Here is a 16,462-nt window from a genome sequence, read left to right as displayed (position 1 = left end):
TTTTCCGGTCTGTGCCTCGGAAGCTGAGGGCGCGAAGCACAGGGAGGAGCACAGGAGATCCGGGAGAGGCCCTGCCGGGACGGCGGGACGAAAAGAAGTGGTACCACGGGTTTGACGCTCGTCTTCTGTTTTACAGAAGGCGTTTTTTTTGGCTTCTGGCGGCCCGCTGATTTTCATGGACTGCCGGGGCTGCCGTTTTCGGAAGAAGTGATTGGAGCCCTGGCCCTTTGCCGGGACAGGCGACATTAAATTGTAAGGGGGAAGAGATATGCTGAGGCCTGATGCTGACGAGGCCCTGCGCTATCTGGGGATACCGGAGCCGCCGGAGGACCTGCGGCGGCGGGCCGGTGAGGCCGGAGAGGCCCTGGCCGGTCTGGTCCAGCCCCGCTATACCTACCGGGTCTGCGGTCTGGAGCGCCGGGAGGAGGGATTCCTGCTGGCGGGGACCGGCGTGCTGCTCACCGGGAGCACCGCCGCCCGGATGCTGGCGGACTGCCGCCAGGCGGCGCTGCTGGCCTGTACCCTGGGAGCCCGGTTTGATTTGAAGCTGCTGGCCCTCCAGGCCAGAGACATGGCGGAGGCCGCCCTTTGGGACGCCTGCGGCAGCGCTCTGGCAGAGGCGGGCTGCGATGCGGCGGAGGCGGAGATTGCCGCCCGGTTTCCGGAGCTGTTTTTGACGGACCGGTTCAGCCCCGGCTATGGAGATCTGCCCCTGACGCTCCAGCCGGACATCTGCGCCGCGCTGGACGCCGGCCGGCGGCTGGGCGTCCACGTTTCGGAGAGTCTTTTGATGAACCCCGTCAAAACCGTCACGGCGGTGATCGGTCTGTCGGAGCGGCCCCAGGCGGCCCGAATCCGGGGCTGTGCGTACTGCCAAATGCGGGAGACCTGTCAATTGAGAAAGGGAGGAATACGCTGTGGAACAGAGAATTGAGACCCGTCCCCAGGGGGAGAGCGGGAAAGCCTGCCTGAAGGAGATGCTTGCCCAAACGTCCTTCCTTCTGCTGGACGGCGGCATGGGCACGGTGCTCCAGCAGAAGGGGCTGACGCCGGGGGGCGTCCCTGAGCTGCTGAACCTGACCAATCCGGAGCTGATCCGCTCTGTCCACCGGGATTACATCGACGCCGGGAGCCGGGTGGTCTACACCAATACCTTCGGGGCCAACAGCCTGAAGCTGGCCCGGGCCGGGGCGGATACGGCGTCTGTGGTCTCCGCCGCCGTAGCCATCGCCCGGGAGGCGGCGGGGGACACGGGGACCCTGACGGCTCTGGATGTGGGGCCCCTGGGGGAGCTGTTGGAGCCCATGGGGAGCCTGCCCTTTGAGCGGGCCTGTGAGCTGTTTCGGGAGATGATTGCCGCGGGCACAGCGGCGGGAGCGGATCTCATCGTCATTGAGACCATGACGGACCTGCAGGAGGCCCGGGCGGCGCTGCTGGCGGCAAAGGAATGCAGCTCTCTGCCGGTATTTGTCACCATGTCCTTTGACGAGACCGGCAGGACCTTCACCGGATGCACGGCGGTGTCCATGGCCCGGACCCTGGAGGGCCTGGGGGCCGACGCCGTGGGCCTGAACTGCTCTCTGGGACCGGATAAGCTGGCGCCCCTGCTGCGGGAGGTCTGTGAGAACACCCGCCTGCCGGTGATTGCCAAGCCCAACGCCGGACTGCCGGACCCGGTGGACGGCCGCTATGACATGGGGCCGGAGGATTTTGTTCAGGCGATGCTGGCCTGTGTGGAGGCGGGGGCCTCCATCGTCGGCGGCTGCTGCGGCACCTCGCCGGACTATATCCGCCGGCTGAAGGAAGCCCTGACCGGGCGAAGGGCCGCCCCCCGCCGGTACGCCGGGGGCAGCTTCCTCTGCACGCCGGTGTGCCCCCTGACCATCGACGGGGTGCGGGTGGTGGGCGAGCGGGTCAACCCCACCGGGAAAAAGCGCTTTCAGCAGGCCCTGCTGGAAAATGATCTGGACTATATTCTGGATGTGGCTGTGGAACAGGAGGAGGCCGGGGCCCACATTCTGGATGTGAACGTGGGATTCCCCGGCGTGGATGAGGCGGCCATGCTGCCCCAGGTGGTGAAAAAGCTGCAAAGCGCCGTGTCCGTGCCCCTCCAGCTGGACTCGTCCAACCCCGACGCCCTGGAGGCGGGCCTGCGGGTGTACTGCGGCAAGGCGTCGGTCAACTCTGTCAACGGTGAGCCCGAGGTGCTGGAACGGGTTCTGCCCATTGTGAAGAAGTACGGCGCCGCCGTGGTGGGCCTGACCATGGACAAGCAGGGCATTCCCCAGACGGCGGAGGGCCGGGTGGCCATTGCCCGGCGCATTCTGGACGCGGCCCTGGCCTACGGCATCCCCAGGGAAGACGTGTGGATTGACTGCCTGACCCTCACCATCTCCGCCCAGCAGGACCAGGCGCAGGAGACATTGAAGGCGGTGCGGGCCGTCCGGGAGGAATTGGGGCTTCAAACCCTGCTGGGGGTGTCCAACATCTCCTTCGGCCTTCCCAACCGGCCTCTGATTACCCGGAGCTTCCTGACCCAGGCCCTGGGGGCGGGGCTGACCCTGCCCATTATCAATCCCAATCAGAGGGAGATGCTGGACGCCGTCAGCGCCTTCCGGGTGCTCTCCGGCGAGGATTCCCAGTGCCGGGATTATATCGAGCGCTTCGCCGGCGTGACGGTGCGGACGGAGGTTGTTTCCTCCGGAGCGCCGGCCCCGTCCTCTGCCGGAGAGGGGGGCAAGAGCCTGGAGTCCGCCATTTTGAAGGGACTGAAGGCCGACGCCGGCCGTCTGGCCCGGGAGGCCCTCGCCTCCGGTGAGGCGGACGAGCTGAGCCTTGTGGAGGCCCACCTGATTCCCGCCCTGGACCGGGTGGGAGACGGCTATGAGAAGGGCACGGTGTTCCTGCCCCAGCTCCTCAGCGCCGCCCAGGCGGCCCAGGCGGTATTCGAGGTCATCCGGAGCTCCATAGCCGCCAAGGGCGGCGCGCCGGTGAAAAAGGGGACGCTGATCGTTGCCACCGTCCAGGGGGACATCCACGACATCGGAAAGAACATCGTGAAAACCGTGCTGGAAAACTATGGCTATGAGGTGCTGGACCTGGGCCGGGACGTGCCTCCGGAGACCGTGGTGGAGGCGGCGGAGCGCCGGAGGGTGCGTCTGGTGGGCCTGTCCGCCCTGATGACCACCACCCTTCCCGCCATGGAGGAGACGGTGCGGCAGCTGAAAGCCCTGCCGGAGCCGCCGGTGGTGTTTGTGGGCGGCGCGGTGGTAACGCCGGACTACGCCGGGCGCATCGGAGCGGACTATTATGCCAGGGACGCCCGGCAGTCGGTGGAAATCGCAAAAGAGGTGCTGGGATGATGAAGGAAATCCGCAGGGAGCTGGAGCAGCTTGAGAACGCAAACAAGCCGCCGGTGACTGACGGCAGGAGAGAGGTGCCGGGACAATGAAGGACATCCGCAAAGAGCTGGAGCAGCAAAAAAGCGCAAACAAGCCGCCGGTGGCTGACGGCAGGAGAGAGGTGCCGGGACAATGAAGGACATCCGCAAAGAGCTGGAGCAGCAAAAAAGCGCAAACAAGCCGCTGCTGTTTGACGGCGGCATGGGGACCTATTTTGCGTCCCTGCCGGGGCGGATGGATGAGCGCTGCGAGACGGCCAGCCTGACCCGGCCCGGGGAGATCGCCGCCATTCACCGTGCCTATCTGGAGGCGGGCTGCCGCTGCATCAAGACCAATACCTTCACCGTGGGGGCGGATATGGCCGACGGGCAGACGGACCGGGCGGCCCGGATGATCGAAGCGGCCTCCCGTCTGGCGCTGGAGGCGGCGGAGCCCTATGGGGCGCATGTGTTCGCGGACATCGGTTCCGCTCCGGCGGGCCGGGAGCTGAGCCGGGTGGAGAACTACCGCCGTCAGGCGGACCTGTTCCTGGCCCAGGGCATCCGCTGTTTTCTGCTGGAGACGCTGATCTCCGACGAGGGCGTGGCGGAGTTTGCCCGGTATCTGAAGGAGCGAAGCCCCGAGTCTTTCCTGATTGTCTCCTACGCGGTGAACTTCGACGGCATCACCCGTGAGGGCTGTTCCGGAAAGGCGCTGCTGCGGAACACGGCGGCCCTGGCGGATGTGGACGCCGTGGGCTTCAACTGCGTGTCCGGCCCCAAGCATCTGCTGGAGTACATCCGGAAGCTGGACCTGGAGGGGATTACCCTCTCGGTGATGCCCAACGCCGGTTATCCCACCGTCATTGACCGCCGGACGGTGTTCGAGGAAGCGCCGGAGTACTTCGGCCAGAAGCTGGCCCAGATTGCCCACGCCGGCGCTGCCATCATCGGCGGCTGCTGCGGCACCACCCCCGCTCACATCGCCAAAGCCGCGGCGGCTCTGGCTGCGCCGCCCCGGATTACCTATGCGCCCCGGCCCGTCAAGCCGCCGGAGCCCAGGCCCCTGCCCCGGGAGAACTCCCTGGCGGCCAAGTTGGACGCCGGGAAGAGGGTGACGGCGGTGGAGCTGGACCCGCCGGTGGACGATGAGATCGGTTTTTTTGAGGAGGGCGTCCGGGCTCTGCGCGACGCGGGGGCCGACGCCGTGACCATTGCGGACTGCCCCATCGGCCGGCCCCGGGCGGACAGCTGCCTGCTGGCCTGCAAGGTCAAACGGGAGCTGGGCATGGAGCCCCTGCCCCATATGACCTGCCGGGACCGGAACCTGAACGCCACCAAGGCCCTGCTGCTGGGACTGTCCATCGAGGGCGTCCATAATGTTCTGCTGGTCACCGGGGACCCCATCCCAGCGGAGGACCGCAGCGAGGTGAAAAGCGTGTTCAACTTCAATTCCCGGAAGCTGATCCGCTATGTCAGCAGCCTCAACGAGTCCGCCCTGCGGACGCCCTTCCGGATTTTCGGCGCGCTGAATCTCAATGCCCGGAATTTTGACGCCCAGCTCCGGACGGCTCAGGAAAAGGAGGCGGCGGGCGTCTCCGGATTCCTGACCCAGCCGGTTTTGTCCGCCGAGGCGCTGGAGAATCTGAAACGGGCCCGGCGGGAGCTGAAGGGCAGCATTTTGGGGGGCATTTATCCGGTGGTCAGCCACCGCAACGCCTGCTTCCTGAAAAACGAGATTGCCGGAATGCGCATCTGCAATGAGATTGTGGCGCTCTATGAGGATAAGGAACGGGAGGAGGCGGAGGACCTGGCGGTTCGGATTTCCACGGAAATTGCCGGAGAAATCGCCCCCTATACCGACGGACTGTATCTCATGACGCCCTTTAAGCGGGTGGCGCTGATGAAGCGCATTTTGCGGGAAGTCATCAGACCCTAGAGCCTGTTTTAAAACAGCCTCAGCCAACAGATAAAGACCGGAGAAGCGGCGGGCTTCTTCGGTCTTTTTGGTTATGTCTGATGCCGGCGGCTCAGCCGCTCCAGAAGACGGCGCAGAGGCTGGAACAGGACCAGGGCCAGGGCGAAGTTTCCCGCCCCGTGGAGCAGGTCCATGGGGATTCCGGCTGTCCACCAGCTCAGGGCGGCGGCCCAGCCGCCTGCCGCCCAGTATACCGGCGCACACAGCCCGCCGAACAGCAGGCCGAAGCAGCCGGAGAGCAGGGCCCAGCCAAGAGGGGCTTCCATGTGCCGCAGACACCGGGCGGCGGCGAAGAGCAGGAGCCAGATATAGAGATAGGAGATGTTCCAGAGCCCCGGTCCCCAGACCATGAATTCCAGAAATATGTACAGATACACGGCCCACAGCCCCCGCCAGCCGAAGCAAGCCGCCAGCAGCATCACCAGCAGGGAGACAGGCTCGATGTTGGGCAGCTGGGCCATGGCCATTTTCAGGGAGAACATCATCGCTCCCAGCAGCCCGAAGAGGACCGGACGCTCAGCCGGTGGTGTAGACCCAGCCATAGACGCCTCCGTCCTCCAGCGGCACACTGTCCGCGCCGGTCTCCGCGTCCTCGCCGCCGCAAGTCAGCCGCCACCAGCCGCCGTCCGCGGCATAGTCCGCCGTCTCGCCGTCCACAGTGTCTACAAACAGGCCATAGGCGCTGTCGCTGCCGGAAATCAGGCCCTCCCGGGTCAGCAGCTCCCCCAGATAGGCAAGGTCCGTCTGATAGGTGAATTCCGCCTGGGTGCCGTCGCTGTGGACGACCTCCACCGTCACGGTTTTGACGCCCTCCGCCGGTTCGGGGCGGGTGAAGCGCCAAAGGGCGAACAGGGCCAGCGCCAGGACGCAGACCAGGACGGCGGCGGTCCGGAGCTGCGGCGGCTGCTTTGAGGCATTAGGGTGATTCATAGGGTTTCCTCCTGATGATTGAATGGACATTCGGCGGCAAAAAAGCGCGCCCCGGTCAAGGGCGCGCTTAAAAGACGGAGGCGGATTCCGCTCCGGTCGATTCGCGCGCCTTCGGCTCCGGCAAAGGCTGCCGCTTTCTTCCGCGTGTCTGACTTGCTCTCCTGAGGGGAGAGATCACAGTGACCGGCTCGCCGGGCTTCACACCCGATTCCGCGTTCCACACCTGTGGGCGAAGAAAAGCGCTGTATTTGTATTGAAAACCATGAAATCCTGTCTGAACAGCCGGGGTTTCCGCTGTTTTCGGCTTCCAGCCCGGGGAAAAACCCCGGAACCGTTGCGGCTCCGGGGTTTTGCGGAAAAAATCAGCGCTTGGAGAACTGAGGAGCCCGGCGGGCGGCCTTGAGACCGTACTTCTTGCGCTCCTTCATACGGGGATCGCGGGTGAGGAAGCCGGCCTTCTTCAGAATGGGGCGGTTATCCTCGCTGGCCAGCAGCAGGGCGCGGGCAATGCCGTGGCGCAGAGCGCCGGCCTGGCCGGAGACGCCGCCGCCGGAAACGGTGGCGACAATGTCCATCTTGCCGGTGCAGCCGGTGGCCTCCAGGGGCTGACGGACTACCATTTTCAGGGTCTCCAGACCGAAATACTCGTCGATATCCCGGCCATTGATGGTGATGGAACCGGTGCCGTTGGGGAACAGGTGCACCCGGGCCACGGAGGACTTCCGGCGGCCGGTGCCGTACAGATAGGGCTTCTTAGACTGATACATACGCTTTTTCCTCCTTATTCGGCGTCCAGGGCGATGGGCTTCTGAGCGTGCTGCTCATACTCGGCGCCGGCGTAGATGTGCAGCCGCTTCAGGGAGTCCTTGGCCACGGTGTTCTTGGGCATCATGCCGCGGACGGCGACCCGCATGGCAACCTCGGGCTTCTCCTGCATCAGGATGCGGTAAGGGGTTTCCTTGAGACCGCCCACCCATCCGGAGTGGGTGCGGTAAATCTTCTGAACACCCTTTTTCCCGGTGAGAACGGCTTTGCCGGCGTTGATGATGATGACATTGTCTCCGCAGTCGGCGTGGGGCGTAAAGGTGGGCTTGGTTTTGCCGCGCAGCAGGTCCGCGGCCCGGACGGCGGTTTTGCCCAGGGGCTTGCCGGCGGCGTCCAGGATGTACCACTTGCGCTCAATGTTGGCCTTATTTGCCATAAAAGTGGACATGGTCTTTCCTCCGTAGATTTTAATTATAGAGTGATGGTATGCTTCCGCTTTACAAAGTGCGGGGTTCGGGTTACAATCACAGCAAGGTTATTTATACCACACGGGCCCGGGCCTGTCAACACAAAAAACAGTTATCCCCATAAAAACTCGGGATAACTCCTGTTTTCTGCGGAAATCTCTTGAATGCTGGATTTCATTTTCGTTTTCTGAATAAAAAAGCGGAGCGGTTTCCCGCTCCGTGCGCCGGTGCTTTCTAATGAGAGGACGGTATGTATCCCTAAATAACCCAGCGGACCAGCAGCAAAAGCACAAAGCCCGGCAGGCCCAGGATCCCGATAATCAGGGCGTTCCACAGGTTCAGACCCAGGGTGACGCCGGTGAACGCCGCCGTCAGGTTGACCGCCCAGAGCGCCAGAAACCCCAGCAGGGTATTCAGCAGCAGCTTCAGCGCCAGCTTCAGCGGCGTGCTGAATACCCGCAGCAGGGCAATGAGGAAGAAGCCCGCCAGCAGGCCGGCAATGATTTTCTGGTTCAAATCCATGCGGCGTTTCCCTCCAGTGCGGCGGCAGCCAGCGTTTCGGGGCTCCGCTCCTTGATGGCCCGGATCAGATAGTTGCAGCGTGCCTTGACGGCGTTGATCTGATAGACGCAGGATTCCACCAGCTCCGGGTCCACAGCCTGGTCAAACTGGCGGTAGGCCAGAGCCAGCTCCCCCTGCGCCAGACGCAGCTCGTCGTGAAGGGCGGTCAGCTCCGGGTCGGGTCTGGACTTCTTATAAATTTTGGAAAAAGGCGTGCTTTTCATGGCGTTGTCCCTCCTGCTATAGATGTATGGCAAGTTTGGACAAATATTCCAGTTTTCAAACAGGAGGTTGTCTTGTGCGGGAAGATTTTATGAGACAGGCCCTTGCCCTGGCCGAAGAGGCCGGACGGTCGGGGGAAATCCCCGTGGGCTGCGTCGTCGTCCGGGGGGACGAGGTGGTTGGCCGGGGCCGAAACCGGCGGGAGGAGACCCGTTTCGCCGCCTCCCACGCTGAAATGGAGGCCATTGCCCAGGCCAACGGGACCCTGGGCTCCTGGCGGCTGGAGGACTGTGAGCTCTATGTGACGCTGGAGCCCTGTCCCATGTGCGCCGGGGCCATTTTGAACGCCCGGATCAAACGGGTCTGGTACGGTGCGCGAGACCCAGCCTTTGGCGCCTGCGGAGGGGTGATGAACCTGTTTATGGAGGATTTCCCTCACTGTCCGGCCCTGGTGGGCGGCATCCTGGAGGAGGAATGCCGGCAGGTGCTGTCGGAATTTTTCAGGGACATCCGGCAGAACAGAAGGTTGACATAAAATTCGGGGATAACCAATGAGATTTAAGACTTTTGTAACAACTGAGGCTGGTTTCCTTAACAACTTCCCTGTATTGTAGAATCTGCAAGAGACAAAACTTCTTTTCATCCAATCTTCCAAACAGGGCAGGGGCCGGTCGCAAGACCGGCCCCTGCCCTGTTTCTGGGAACCTGTATTCATAACCATTGCACGCCGTCCGGCCGGTCTTTTTTCCACCATACTGCGTCGGTTTCCCTTGCAATCCGTCAGTATGGCTGCGGGCGCGAAAGATTTACTTGTCTGACGGGAAAATTCCTCGCCCATCCGGCATCCCCCGGCTATGAATACGGGTTCTGAGTTTCCGGGCGTGCCGGACTCCGGCGCCTTGGAGGGATGCCGGCGGAAGGAGGCGGGGGTCCGCCTCTGATTTTATGGACATCCTATGGATTTCGACAGAAAGCAGGCGGCGGACGTGCTATGATACCGTCAGCACAGCTGAACAAAATTCATTGGATTTTGTATAGAACAACGCCGTGAAACGGTGCGGCGGGCCCCATGCGGGGGCCCCTGGGCCGGACCGCCCGGGCCTCACGCACCCGCCGGCTGAAAGCGCTTTTGCCTGCTTTGGCCGGCCATATCACAGACGCACAAAACAGGGACAGGCCCCCGGCGGAGGCCTTTTGAGACAGGCGGTATTAAAATTCTTATGACTACGTGACTACATGATTACATAATTATATGATTCAATAGGGAAAGGCATGGAGGGTAAAAGCATGGAAATCCAGACGAAAACCGTGGACCGGAATCTGCTGCTGGAGCTGAGCGGAGAGCTGGACCACCAGGGGGCCCGGAGCGCCCTGCGGGAGCTGGAGCTGGCGGTGGACGCGGCTCTGCCCCATCATCTGGTGTTGGACCTGGGGGGCGTGACCTTTATGGACAGCTCCGGGATAGCCCTGATTCTGCGGGCTCAACAGCGGATGCGCCTGCTGGACGGCGGCCTGCTGGTGCGGAATGTGCCCGCCCAGGCCCGGCGGGTTTTGGATGCCGCCGGAATCAGCCGGCTGGTAACCATCAAGTAACAGGTAAGGAGGTTTACATAATGAGGACAAAAGCGGTCAACGAGGTGACCATGGCCTTTCTGAGCCGGAGCTGCAACGAGAGCTTTATCCGCTCCGCCGCAGCCTGCTTCGCCGCCCAGATGGACCCCACGCTCAACGAGCTGGAGGACATCAAAACCGCCGTCAGCGAGGCGGTGACCAACGCCATCGTCCACGGTTATCCGGACACGGTGGGACAGGTGGTGGTGAAGCTCCGGATTTGGCCGGACAACGTGCTGGAGCTGACGGTACGGGACCATGGCCGGGGCATTCCGGATGTGGAGAAGGCCCGGCAGCCCATGTTTACCACCGGGGGAGAGGAGCGCAGCGGCATGGGATTTACCATTATGGAGAGCTTTATGGACCGGGTCACGGTGCGGTCCAGTCTGGGCCGGGGAACAACGGTGGCAATGCGGAAGCGGCTGACGCCCCGGCTGAAAACGGTGAAATGAGCGCCGCGCTGGAGCTGCTGCGGGCGGCCCAACAGGGAGACCGGGAGGCCTGCGAGCAGGCGGTGATTGAAAACAACGGCCTGATCTGGAGCGTGGTCCGGAGGTACTATGGCCGGGGAGTGGAGCCGGACGACCTGTATCAGCTGGGCTGTTTGGGCTTTCTGAAAGCGGTGCAGGGCTTCGACTTTGAATATGGCACCTGCTTTTCCACCTACGCCGTGCCCAAAATCGCCGGGGAAATCCGCCGGTTTCTCCGGGATGACGGGGCGCTGAAGGTGGGCCGGGGCATCCGGGAGCGGGCGCAGACCCTGTACAGCGCCCGGGAGCGGCTGCGGCATGAGCTGGGCCGGGAACCGGCGCTTTCGGAGCTGTCGGAGGCCACAGGCCTGGAGCCGGAGGAGATCGCCCAGACGGACCTGGCCACAGACGCCCCGGAATCCCTCCAGCAGGAGACGGCGGACGGCCTGACGCTGGAGGGGACTCTGGGCTCCGTGGCTCCGGAGGAGGGCATGGTGGAGCGGATCGCCCTCCGGGAGGCCATCGACCAGCTGCCGGAGAAGGAGCGGATGACGATTCTGCTCCGTTATTTCAAGGGTCTGACGCAGGAGCGGACGGCCCGTGTGCTGGGGGTTTCTCAGGTGCAGGTTTCCAGGCTGGAACGCCGGGGGCTCCAACGGCTGCGGGAGAGCTTTGAGCCCTGAGAGCCGGCGGCGCGGAGGGGGTCCGGACGGGCCGGAAATAATCGGCCTGCTGGAACTCCGTCATGGTCCCCCAATAGCGCTTAGGCATGTTGGACATGCGGAGACGGGGATTTTCCCGCTCCCGAATGGCTATTGTGTCATAAAACCGCTTCCAGAGAAGGCGGTAACGGGCTTCCGTCTCGTCCGGCGGGGCCATTTGGAAATCCGCCAGGGGCCGGATGACCGCTTGACCGCCGGCGTAAAACAGGGCTTCTTTGTGGGTGCGGTCGTAGAGGAAAAAGGTCTCGTTGTGCATCCGGGCCTGGAAGTGGCCGCCCAGCACCGGCAGAACCCGGTTCTTCGGCTGGATTTCCCCGCCCAATACGCCTCCCATCTCCGAGAAGCGGACAAAGCCCTTTAGAAGATGGACCTCGCCGTTCAGATGCTGGACGGCGCGGATGACCGGGTAGAGGGTTTCGTCGGAGCGGTTCCGGAGAAAGGCCGGGCCCTCCTCCAGGAGCTTGGCCGTCAGGCGGTACAGGTGCAGCTCCTTTTCCGGCAGACAGGTCAGCAGTCCCCGCCGCAGCAGCACTGCCGCCTCGGGGGACAGGGCGGACACCCTGCGCAGCACGCGGGCGCTGTGGGCGGGGTTGGTTTCAACCGTCCGGACGGGAAACAGGGACGGTTCCGCATCCTCGCCGCAGAAAAAAGCGGCGGGGATTTCTTTATACCGGTAGATGTCGAAGATGCAGGAGAGAAAGCCCTGGAAACTGCCGTCATAGCAATAGACTGCTTCCATGGCTATCTCTCCGGCGGGGGCGCGGCGGGGCGGCCCGGTTTGCGGAAGGCGTGCCGGTTCGGGCGCTCCGTGCCCGGAGCCTGCGGAAATCCACAGGCGGACTCCGGCGGCGCGTCGGAGGCAGGGGCTCCCTTCCGCGTGGCTCGGCAGGACGGAAACTGCGCTTCGTCTCCATAGGGGACCCCGGTCCGGCGGCACGGGTCCGCCGGGCCGCTGGGGATGCGCCGGAGACGACCCGGGAGGCCCGGGAAACCGGCGGAGCTTTGGGCGGCGTTCTGTGCCGCACTTTGAATCAGGGGCCCCTTTGGAAGCCCCTCAGCTTCGGCGGTTCTGTTCCGCCGGGCGCTTCTGCCGGAGGGGCTGTGCCTGCCGGGATGCTCCGGTCCGGCGGCGGGATGGGCTGCGTCCCGGAGCCGGGGGGAGCTCAGAAGCGGAAAGTAAGGAAAAGAAGGAAAAAAAGGAAAATGAGCCTGTTTTTTCATGGGGATCCTTTCTGCGCCGGGACCGGCGGAAGCAGGGGCGGGCCCATGGGAGGGCGTGTCCGTTCACGCGTTTCATCAGGAGGATGAGGCGCAGGGGGCAGGCGCTGTCCCGTTTTCGGAAGCTGCAGGCTCCCGGGAGACGGGCCCCTGCATAAAATTTCTAAATGGGATACTCCCCGTATGGGACAGCCGCCGGAGCGGGGAGGGATTTTTCGGGTTTCAGGCCGGGGTGTCAAACAGGGACAGCTGCTCCATGGCCTCCGACGGCAGGGGCTTCTCGGCAGCGGCCAGCGCCCGAAGCAGACTGTCGGGAGTGAAGCGGACGCCCTCCGCCATCTGGCCGGAGGCTGTCAGGAAATACTGGGCCCGCTTCATGACGACGCCCAGTTTTTTCAGGCTGTCAACATGGAGAGGGCCCGTCCGCCGGGCGCTGAGGATGCGCCGGGCGGAGGTGAGGCCGATGCCGGGGACCCGCAGCAGGCTTTCGTAGTCCGCACGGTTGACCTCAATGGGAAACTGCTCCAGGTGGGCCAGGGCCCAGCTGCATTTGGGGTCTACCCGTGTGTCAAAGTCCCGGTGGGCCTCGTCCAGCAGTTCGTCTGCCCGGAAGCCATAGAAGCGCAGCAGCCAGTCCGCCTGATAGAGCCGGTGTTCCCGCAGCAGAGGCGGCTTGACGTCTCTGGCGGGCAGCAGGGCGTGTTCCGTCACCGGAACATAGGCAGAATAGAACACGCGTTTGAGGCTGTACCGGTCATAGAGGGCCTGGGTCAGCCGGAGGATGTGGAAATCGCTGTCGGCGGTGGCCCCGACAATCAGCTGGGTGCTCTGGCCCGCCGGGGCGAAGCGGGGGGCGTGGCGGTATTTTACCAGCTCTTCCCGGCTCTGCCGGTTTCGGGTCTGAATCTGCCGCATGGGGGCCAGGATGGCCCCCTTTGTCTTGTCCGGGGCCAGGGTCTTCAGACCCGCCTCGGAGGGCAGCTCGATATTGACGCTGAGACGGTCCGCCAGAAAGCCCAGCTGCTCCACCAGCTCCGGCGACGTGCCGGGGATGGCCTTGGCGTGAATGTATCCATTGAAGCGCCAGCCTTCCCGCAGGAGACGGAGGGTGCGGATCATCAGCTCCGTGGTGTAGTCGGGACTGCGGTAGACCCCGGAGGAGAGAAACAGACCTTCGATATAATTCCGCCGGTAGAAATTGATGGTCAGGTCCGCCAGCTCCTCGGGGGTGAAGGCGGCCCGCTTCGCCTCGTTGCTCCGGCGGTTGACGCAGTATTTGCAGTCGTACACACACCGGTTGGTCATCAGGACCTTCAGCAGAGTGACACAGCGCCCGTCGGCGGAAAAGGTGTGGCAGCAGCCCGCCATGGAGGTGGAGGTGTTGCCGATCATGCCCTTTTTTGCGGTCCGGGCGCCGCCGCTGGAGGTACAGGCGGCGTCATATTTGGCGGCGTCGGTGAGAATGGTCAGCTTTTCCAGAACGTCCATCGCTCCGACCTCCACTGATTCCAATGATTCCAAAGGGCTTCGGCGGTTTTCAGTGCCGCCGGAGACAGGCGGAGAATCCCCCGCCGGCGGGCCGCCATGTGGTGGGTGGCGCGGGAGGGGCGCTCGATGACGTCGATGACGCGGAAGAGCTGCGCGGTGAGAAACGCGATGCCTACCATAGTCAGAAAAAGTGTCCAGCCGGTCATGAGAGGGACCTCCTTTGAAAGGATATAGAAACTTTGTTCGATTGTCATTATAAATCGAACAACCGTTCTTGTCAAGAGGGCTGGGATTTTTTCTTTGAGGGTCAAGAGGTTGGACTTTTTCAAAAAAGCGTGTTATGATGGAATCCACGACAGAGAATGATGTAAAGGAGACCGGCGATGAAGATAGGAACGGTAGAGATTTCCGGAAGGCTGGCGCTGGCCCCCATGGCCGGCGTTACCGACGCCGCGTTCCGGCAGATCTGCTCCGAGCAGGGGGCGGACTATACCTGTACGGAACTGATTTCCTCCAAGGCGCTGTGTTATCACGACAGGAAGACCTTCGGCCTTCTGCGTCAGTTTCCGGGGGAGCACCCCTCCGCGGTGCAGATATTTGGAAGCGACCCGGTCTGCATGGCGGAGGCCGCCCAGATTGCCATAGAGTATACCGGGGCGGATGTGCTGGACCTCAATATGGGGTGTCCGATGGGAAAGATTGTGAACAACGGCGACGGCGCGGCGCTGATGCGGGACCCGGAGAAGGCCGGGCGCATTGTGGAGGCCGTGGTGAAGGCGGTGTCCGTTCCGGTGACAGCGAAGTTCCGCCGGGGCTGGGACATGGGGAGCTGCAACTGCGTGGAGTTTGCCCGGGTGCTGGAGCAGGCGGGTGTCTCCGCTGTGGCGGTCCACGGGCGGACCCGGGCTCAGGTGTACAGCGGTCAGGCGGACTGGAACTGCATCCGGGCGGTGAAGGAAGCGGTGTCCGTCCCGGTGATCGCCAACGGCGACATCTGGAAGCCGGAGGATGCCGCCCGGATTTTGCAGCACACCAAGGCGGATATGGCCATGGTGGGCCGGGGCTGTTTTGGGAATCCCTGGCTGTTCCGGCAGGCAAGGGCTGTGCTGGAGGGCCGTCCCATGCCGCCGCTGCCGCCTCTGGCGGAGCGCTGCGAAACCGCTGTCCGTCAGATTGAGCTGGCGGCGGCGGACAAGGGGGAGCGGGCGGCGGTGCTGGAGGCCCGGCGGCATTACTGCTGGTATCTCAAGGGTGTGCCCCATTCCGGGTATTATAAGGAGAAGATTGTGCAGATGAATACGCTGGAGGACGTATATCAGGTGACCAGGGGAATCTGCCGGGACCTGAGAGACGCCCCGGAACGGGGAGGGGCGGGACCGTGCTGAAGGATTTTCAGGAGGCAAAATGGCTGGCTGCCGCCGCTCAGGGAGATCAGGAGGCCTTCGGGGAACTGGTGCGGCTCTATGAAAAACGGGTGCTGGCCCTGACGCTGCGGATGTGCGGGAATCCCGAGGACGCCGCCGAGGCGGCACAGGAGGCCTTTTTGGCGGCCTGGCAGGGACTGAGGTCCTTTCGGGGGGACAGCGCCTTTTCAACATGGCTGTATCGCCTGGCGTCCAATGCCTGCGTGGACCTGCTGCGCCGGGAGGGGCGGCGGCGGGGCATGGCGTCGCTGGACGACGAGGAGCTGAACCTGGACCTGCCCGCGCCGACGCCCACGCCTCAGGAGGCGGTGGAGCGCCGGGAGCTGGGAGAGCGGATTGAGGCGGGACTCCGGGCCCTGCCGCCGGAATACCGGTCGGTACTGGTGCTGCGGGAGATTCAGCAGCTGCGCTATGAGGAAATCGCGCAGGCCCTGGACCTGGATGTGGGCACGGTGAAATCCCGCATCAGCCGGGGCCGGAAGCGGCTGAGAGGTTTTTTGCTGGAGGACGGGAACTTTTTGCCCGCCGCTGCGTCTAAAGAAACAGGTAAGCCCCAAAAAACAGGAGAGGAGGGCCGGAAATGACCTGTTGTGAAGAATATGCGGCCTTGCTGGACCTGTTTGTGGACGGGGAACTGGCAACGGAGGAAATGACGCGGGTCCGGAGCCACCTGGAGACCTGTCCCGGCTGCCGGTCCTATGTGGACGACGTTTTGGCGATTCGGGCCGCCTTCCCCGGGGTGGAAGATACCGAGGTGCCGGAGGGATTCGCTGAGAGCGTCATGGAACGCATCCGGGCAGATGCGGCGGCGGGAGAGCTGAAGGACCGGAAAGATCGGAAAAACAGCCGGCGGCGCTGGGCCGGGACCCTGACGGCTCTGGCGGCCTGCTTTGCTGTGGCGCTGCTGGTGCAGGGCGTGCCCCAGGATGCAAACGATGGCGCGGCCCCTGCCGGGGATGTGGCTCCGGCGCTTTATGAAGCCGGTGCGCCTGAGGCGCAGTCGAGAACAGGCGGCACGAATGACATGGAAGCAGCTCCGGCGGAACCGTCGGAATCGCCGGTGCAGGCCCGTACCACAAGCGGCGGGGAGCGGCCGGAGATGTCTGGCTTTGCGGCGGATGAAGACGGTCAAAGCAATAGCGGTAAACGATATAATAGTAGTATAGAGCAAAACGAAGAAGAGGGGGCGGCTGCCGGGGTAGATTCCGCTGCGGCGGACCGGACAGC

At 63.7% G+C, this 16,462-nt stretch carries 19 protein-coding genes and 1 other annotated feature (1 of these 20 cut by a window edge); of the genes, 10 read left to right on the top strand and 9 right to left on the bottom strand.

All coding sequences use genetic code 11. From position 1 onward, the window contains the following. Positions 1 to 129, top strand: a binding site (T-box leader) (it extends 216 nt beyond the left edge of the window). Positions 130 to 268: 139 nt separating this feature from the next. The 3 genes from Q0063_RS06570 to Q0063_RS06560 all read left to right on the top strand — a co-directional run bounded on the left by Q0063_RS06570 (position 269) and on the right by Q0063_RS06560 (position 5,318). Continuing rightward, positions 269 to 934: a methionine synthase gene (locus tag Q0063_RS06570; RefSeq protein ID WP_297871175.1), complete on the top strand. Its 666-nt coding sequence runs from the start codon at positions 269 to 271 to the stop codon at positions 932 to 934. A gap of 43 nt (positions 935 to 977) precedes the next feature. Further along, positions 978 to 3,362 (top strand): homocysteine S-methyltransferase family protein, encoded by a 2,385-nt coding sequence (locus tag Q0063_RS06565; protein ID WP_297871215.1) that lies wholly within the window; start codon positions 978 to 980, stop codon positions 3,360 to 3,362. 171 nt (positions 3,363 to 3,533) lie between these two features. Beyond that, positions 3,534 to 5,318 (top strand): bifunctional homocysteine S-methyltransferase/methylenetetrahydrofolate reductase, encoded by a 1,785-nt coding sequence (locus tag Q0063_RS06560; RefSeq protein ID WP_297871174.1) that lies wholly within the window; start codon positions 3,534 to 3,536, stop codon positions 5,316 to 5,318. A gap of 71 nt (positions 5,319 to 5,389) precedes the next feature. Here Q0063_RS06560 and Q0063_RS06555 read toward each other — a convergent pair whose 3' ends face one another. The 6 genes from Q0063_RS06555 to Q0063_RS06530 form a co-directional block, all read right to left on the bottom strand. Further along, a complete protein-coding gene (locus Q0063_RS06555; protein ID WP_297871173.1) occupies positions 5,390 to 5,899 on the bottom strand; it encodes a hypothetical protein in 510 nt (169 codons plus the stop codon). Next, positions 5,874 to 6,287 carry a hypothetical protein gene (locus Q0063_RS06550; RefSeq protein WP_297871172.1) on the bottom strand — a complete coding sequence of 138 codons (414 nt, stop codon included), beginning with the start codon at positions 6,285 to 6,287 and terminating at the stop codon, positions 5,874 to 5,876. Before Q0063_RS06550 ends, Q0063_RS06555 begins: the two co-directional genes overlap by 26 nt. 362 nt (positions 6,288 to 6,649) lie before the next feature. Continuing rightward, a complete protein-coding gene (gene rpsI / locus Q0063_RS06545; protein ID WP_297871171.1) occupies positions 6,650 to 7,054 on the bottom strand; it encodes a 30S ribosomal protein S9 in 405 nt (134 codons plus the stop codon). Positions 7,055 to 7,068: 14 nt separating this feature from the next. Next, positions 7,069 to 7,500 carry a 50S ribosomal protein L13 gene (gene rplM / locus Q0063_RS06540; RefSeq protein WP_297871170.1) on the bottom strand — a complete coding sequence of 144 codons (432 nt, stop codon included), beginning with the start codon at positions 7,498 to 7,500 and terminating at the stop codon, positions 7,069 to 7,071. Between the two features lie 277 nt (positions 7,501 to 7,777). Continuing rightward, positions 7,778 to 8,041 carry a pro-sigmaK processing inhibitor BofA family protein gene (locus Q0063_RS06535; protein WP_297871169.1) on the bottom strand — a complete coding sequence of 88 codons (264 nt, stop codon included), beginning with the start codon at positions 8,039 to 8,041 and terminating at the stop codon, positions 7,778 to 7,780. After that, positions 8,032 to 8,304: a DUF2508 family protein gene (locus Q0063_RS06530; RefSeq protein ID WP_297871168.1), complete on the bottom strand. Its 273-nt coding sequence runs from the start codon at positions 8,302 to 8,304 to the stop codon at positions 8,032 to 8,034. The genes Q0063_RS06535 and Q0063_RS06530 overlap by 10 nt, the downstream gene beginning before the upstream one ends. Before the next feature lie 89 nt (positions 8,305 to 8,393). Here Q0063_RS06530 and Q0063_RS06525 point away from each other — a divergent pair, with 89 nt between their 5' ends. From Q0063_RS06525 to Q0063_RS06510, 4 genes are all read left to right on the top strand, one after another. After that, positions 8,394 to 8,837, top strand: coding sequence for a nucleoside deaminase (locus Q0063_RS06525; protein WP_297871214.1), 444 nt, complete (start codon positions 8,394 to 8,396; stop codon positions 8,835 to 8,837). 752 nt (positions 8,838 to 9,589) lie between these two features. Beyond that, positions 9,590 to 9,895: an STAS domain-containing protein gene (locus Q0063_RS06520; RefSeq protein WP_297871167.1), complete on the top strand. Its 306-nt coding sequence runs from the start codon at positions 9,590 to 9,592 to the stop codon at positions 9,893 to 9,895. A gap of 20 nt (positions 9,896 to 9,915) precedes the next feature. After that, the gene (gene spoIIAB, locus Q0063_RS06515) at positions 9,916 to 10,365 is read left to right on the top strand and encodes an anti-sigma F factor (protein ID WP_297871166.1); all 450 of its coding nucleotides are present in this window, start codon (positions 9,916 to 9,918) and stop codon (positions 10,363 to 10,365) included. Beyond that, complete coding sequence (locus Q0063_RS06510) at positions 10,362 to 11,066, top strand: sigma-70 family RNA polymerase sigma factor (protein WP_297871165.1); 705 nt, start codon at positions 10,362 to 10,364, stop codon at positions 11,064 to 11,066. The genes spoIIAB and Q0063_RS06510 overlap by 4 nt, the downstream gene beginning before the upstream one ends. Here the strand turns inward: Q0063_RS06510 and Q0063_RS06505 are convergent. From Q0063_RS06505 to Q0063_RS06495, 3 genes are all read right to left on the bottom strand, one after another. Further along, positions 10,954 to 11,844, bottom strand: a complete 891-nt coding sequence (locus Q0063_RS06505; protein WP_297871164.1) for a TIGR03915 family putative DNA repair protein — start codon at positions 11,842 to 11,844, stop codon at positions 10,954 to 10,956. The genes Q0063_RS06510 and Q0063_RS06505 overlap by 113 nt on opposite strands. 701 nt (positions 11,845 to 12,545) lie before the next feature. Further along, a complete protein-coding gene (locus Q0063_RS06500; protein ID WP_297871163.1) occupies positions 12,546 to 13,811 on the bottom strand; it encodes a putative DNA modification/repair radical SAM protein in 1,266 nt (421 codons plus the stop codon). Then, complete coding sequence (locus tag Q0063_RS06495; RefSeq protein ID WP_297871162.1) at positions 13,790 to 14,017, bottom strand: hypothetical protein; 228 nt, start codon at positions 14,015 to 14,017, stop codon at positions 13,790 to 13,792. The genes Q0063_RS06500 and Q0063_RS06495 overlap by 22 nt, the downstream gene beginning before the upstream one ends. Before the next feature lie 177 nt (positions 14,018 to 14,194). Between Q0063_RS06495 and dusB the strand changes: the two genes are divergently transcribed. The 3 genes from dusB to Q0063_RS06480 all read left to right on the top strand — a co-directional run. Continuing rightward, on the top strand, positions 14,195 to 15,196 hold the full coding sequence (gene dusB, locus Q0063_RS06490) for a tRNA dihydrouridine synthase DusB (protein WP_297871161.1): 1,002 nt from the start codon (positions 14,195 to 14,197) through the stop codon (positions 15,194 to 15,196). Beyond that, positions 15,190 to 15,819 carry an RNA polymerase sigma factor gene (locus Q0063_RS06485; protein ID WP_297871160.1) on the top strand — a complete coding sequence of 210 codons (630 nt, stop codon included), beginning with the start codon at positions 15,190 to 15,192 and terminating at the stop codon, positions 15,817 to 15,819. Before dusB ends, Q0063_RS06485 begins: the two co-directional genes overlap by 7 nt. Then, a partial coding sequence (locus tag Q0063_RS06480; protein WP_297871159.1) for an anti-sigma factor occupies positions 15,816 to 16,462 on the top strand: 647 nt, incomplete at its 3' end. The genes Q0063_RS06485 and Q0063_RS06480, both read left to right, overlap by 4 nt.

It is taken from the genome of uncultured Oscillibacter sp. (genome assembly GCF_947654275.1).
Taxonomy (GTDB): Bacteria; Bacillota; Clostridia; order Oscillospirales; family Oscillospiraceae; genus Oscillibacter.
Note: the sequence above shows the minus strand (reverse complement) of the source record. Positions and strands in the feature narration are given on the sequence as shown.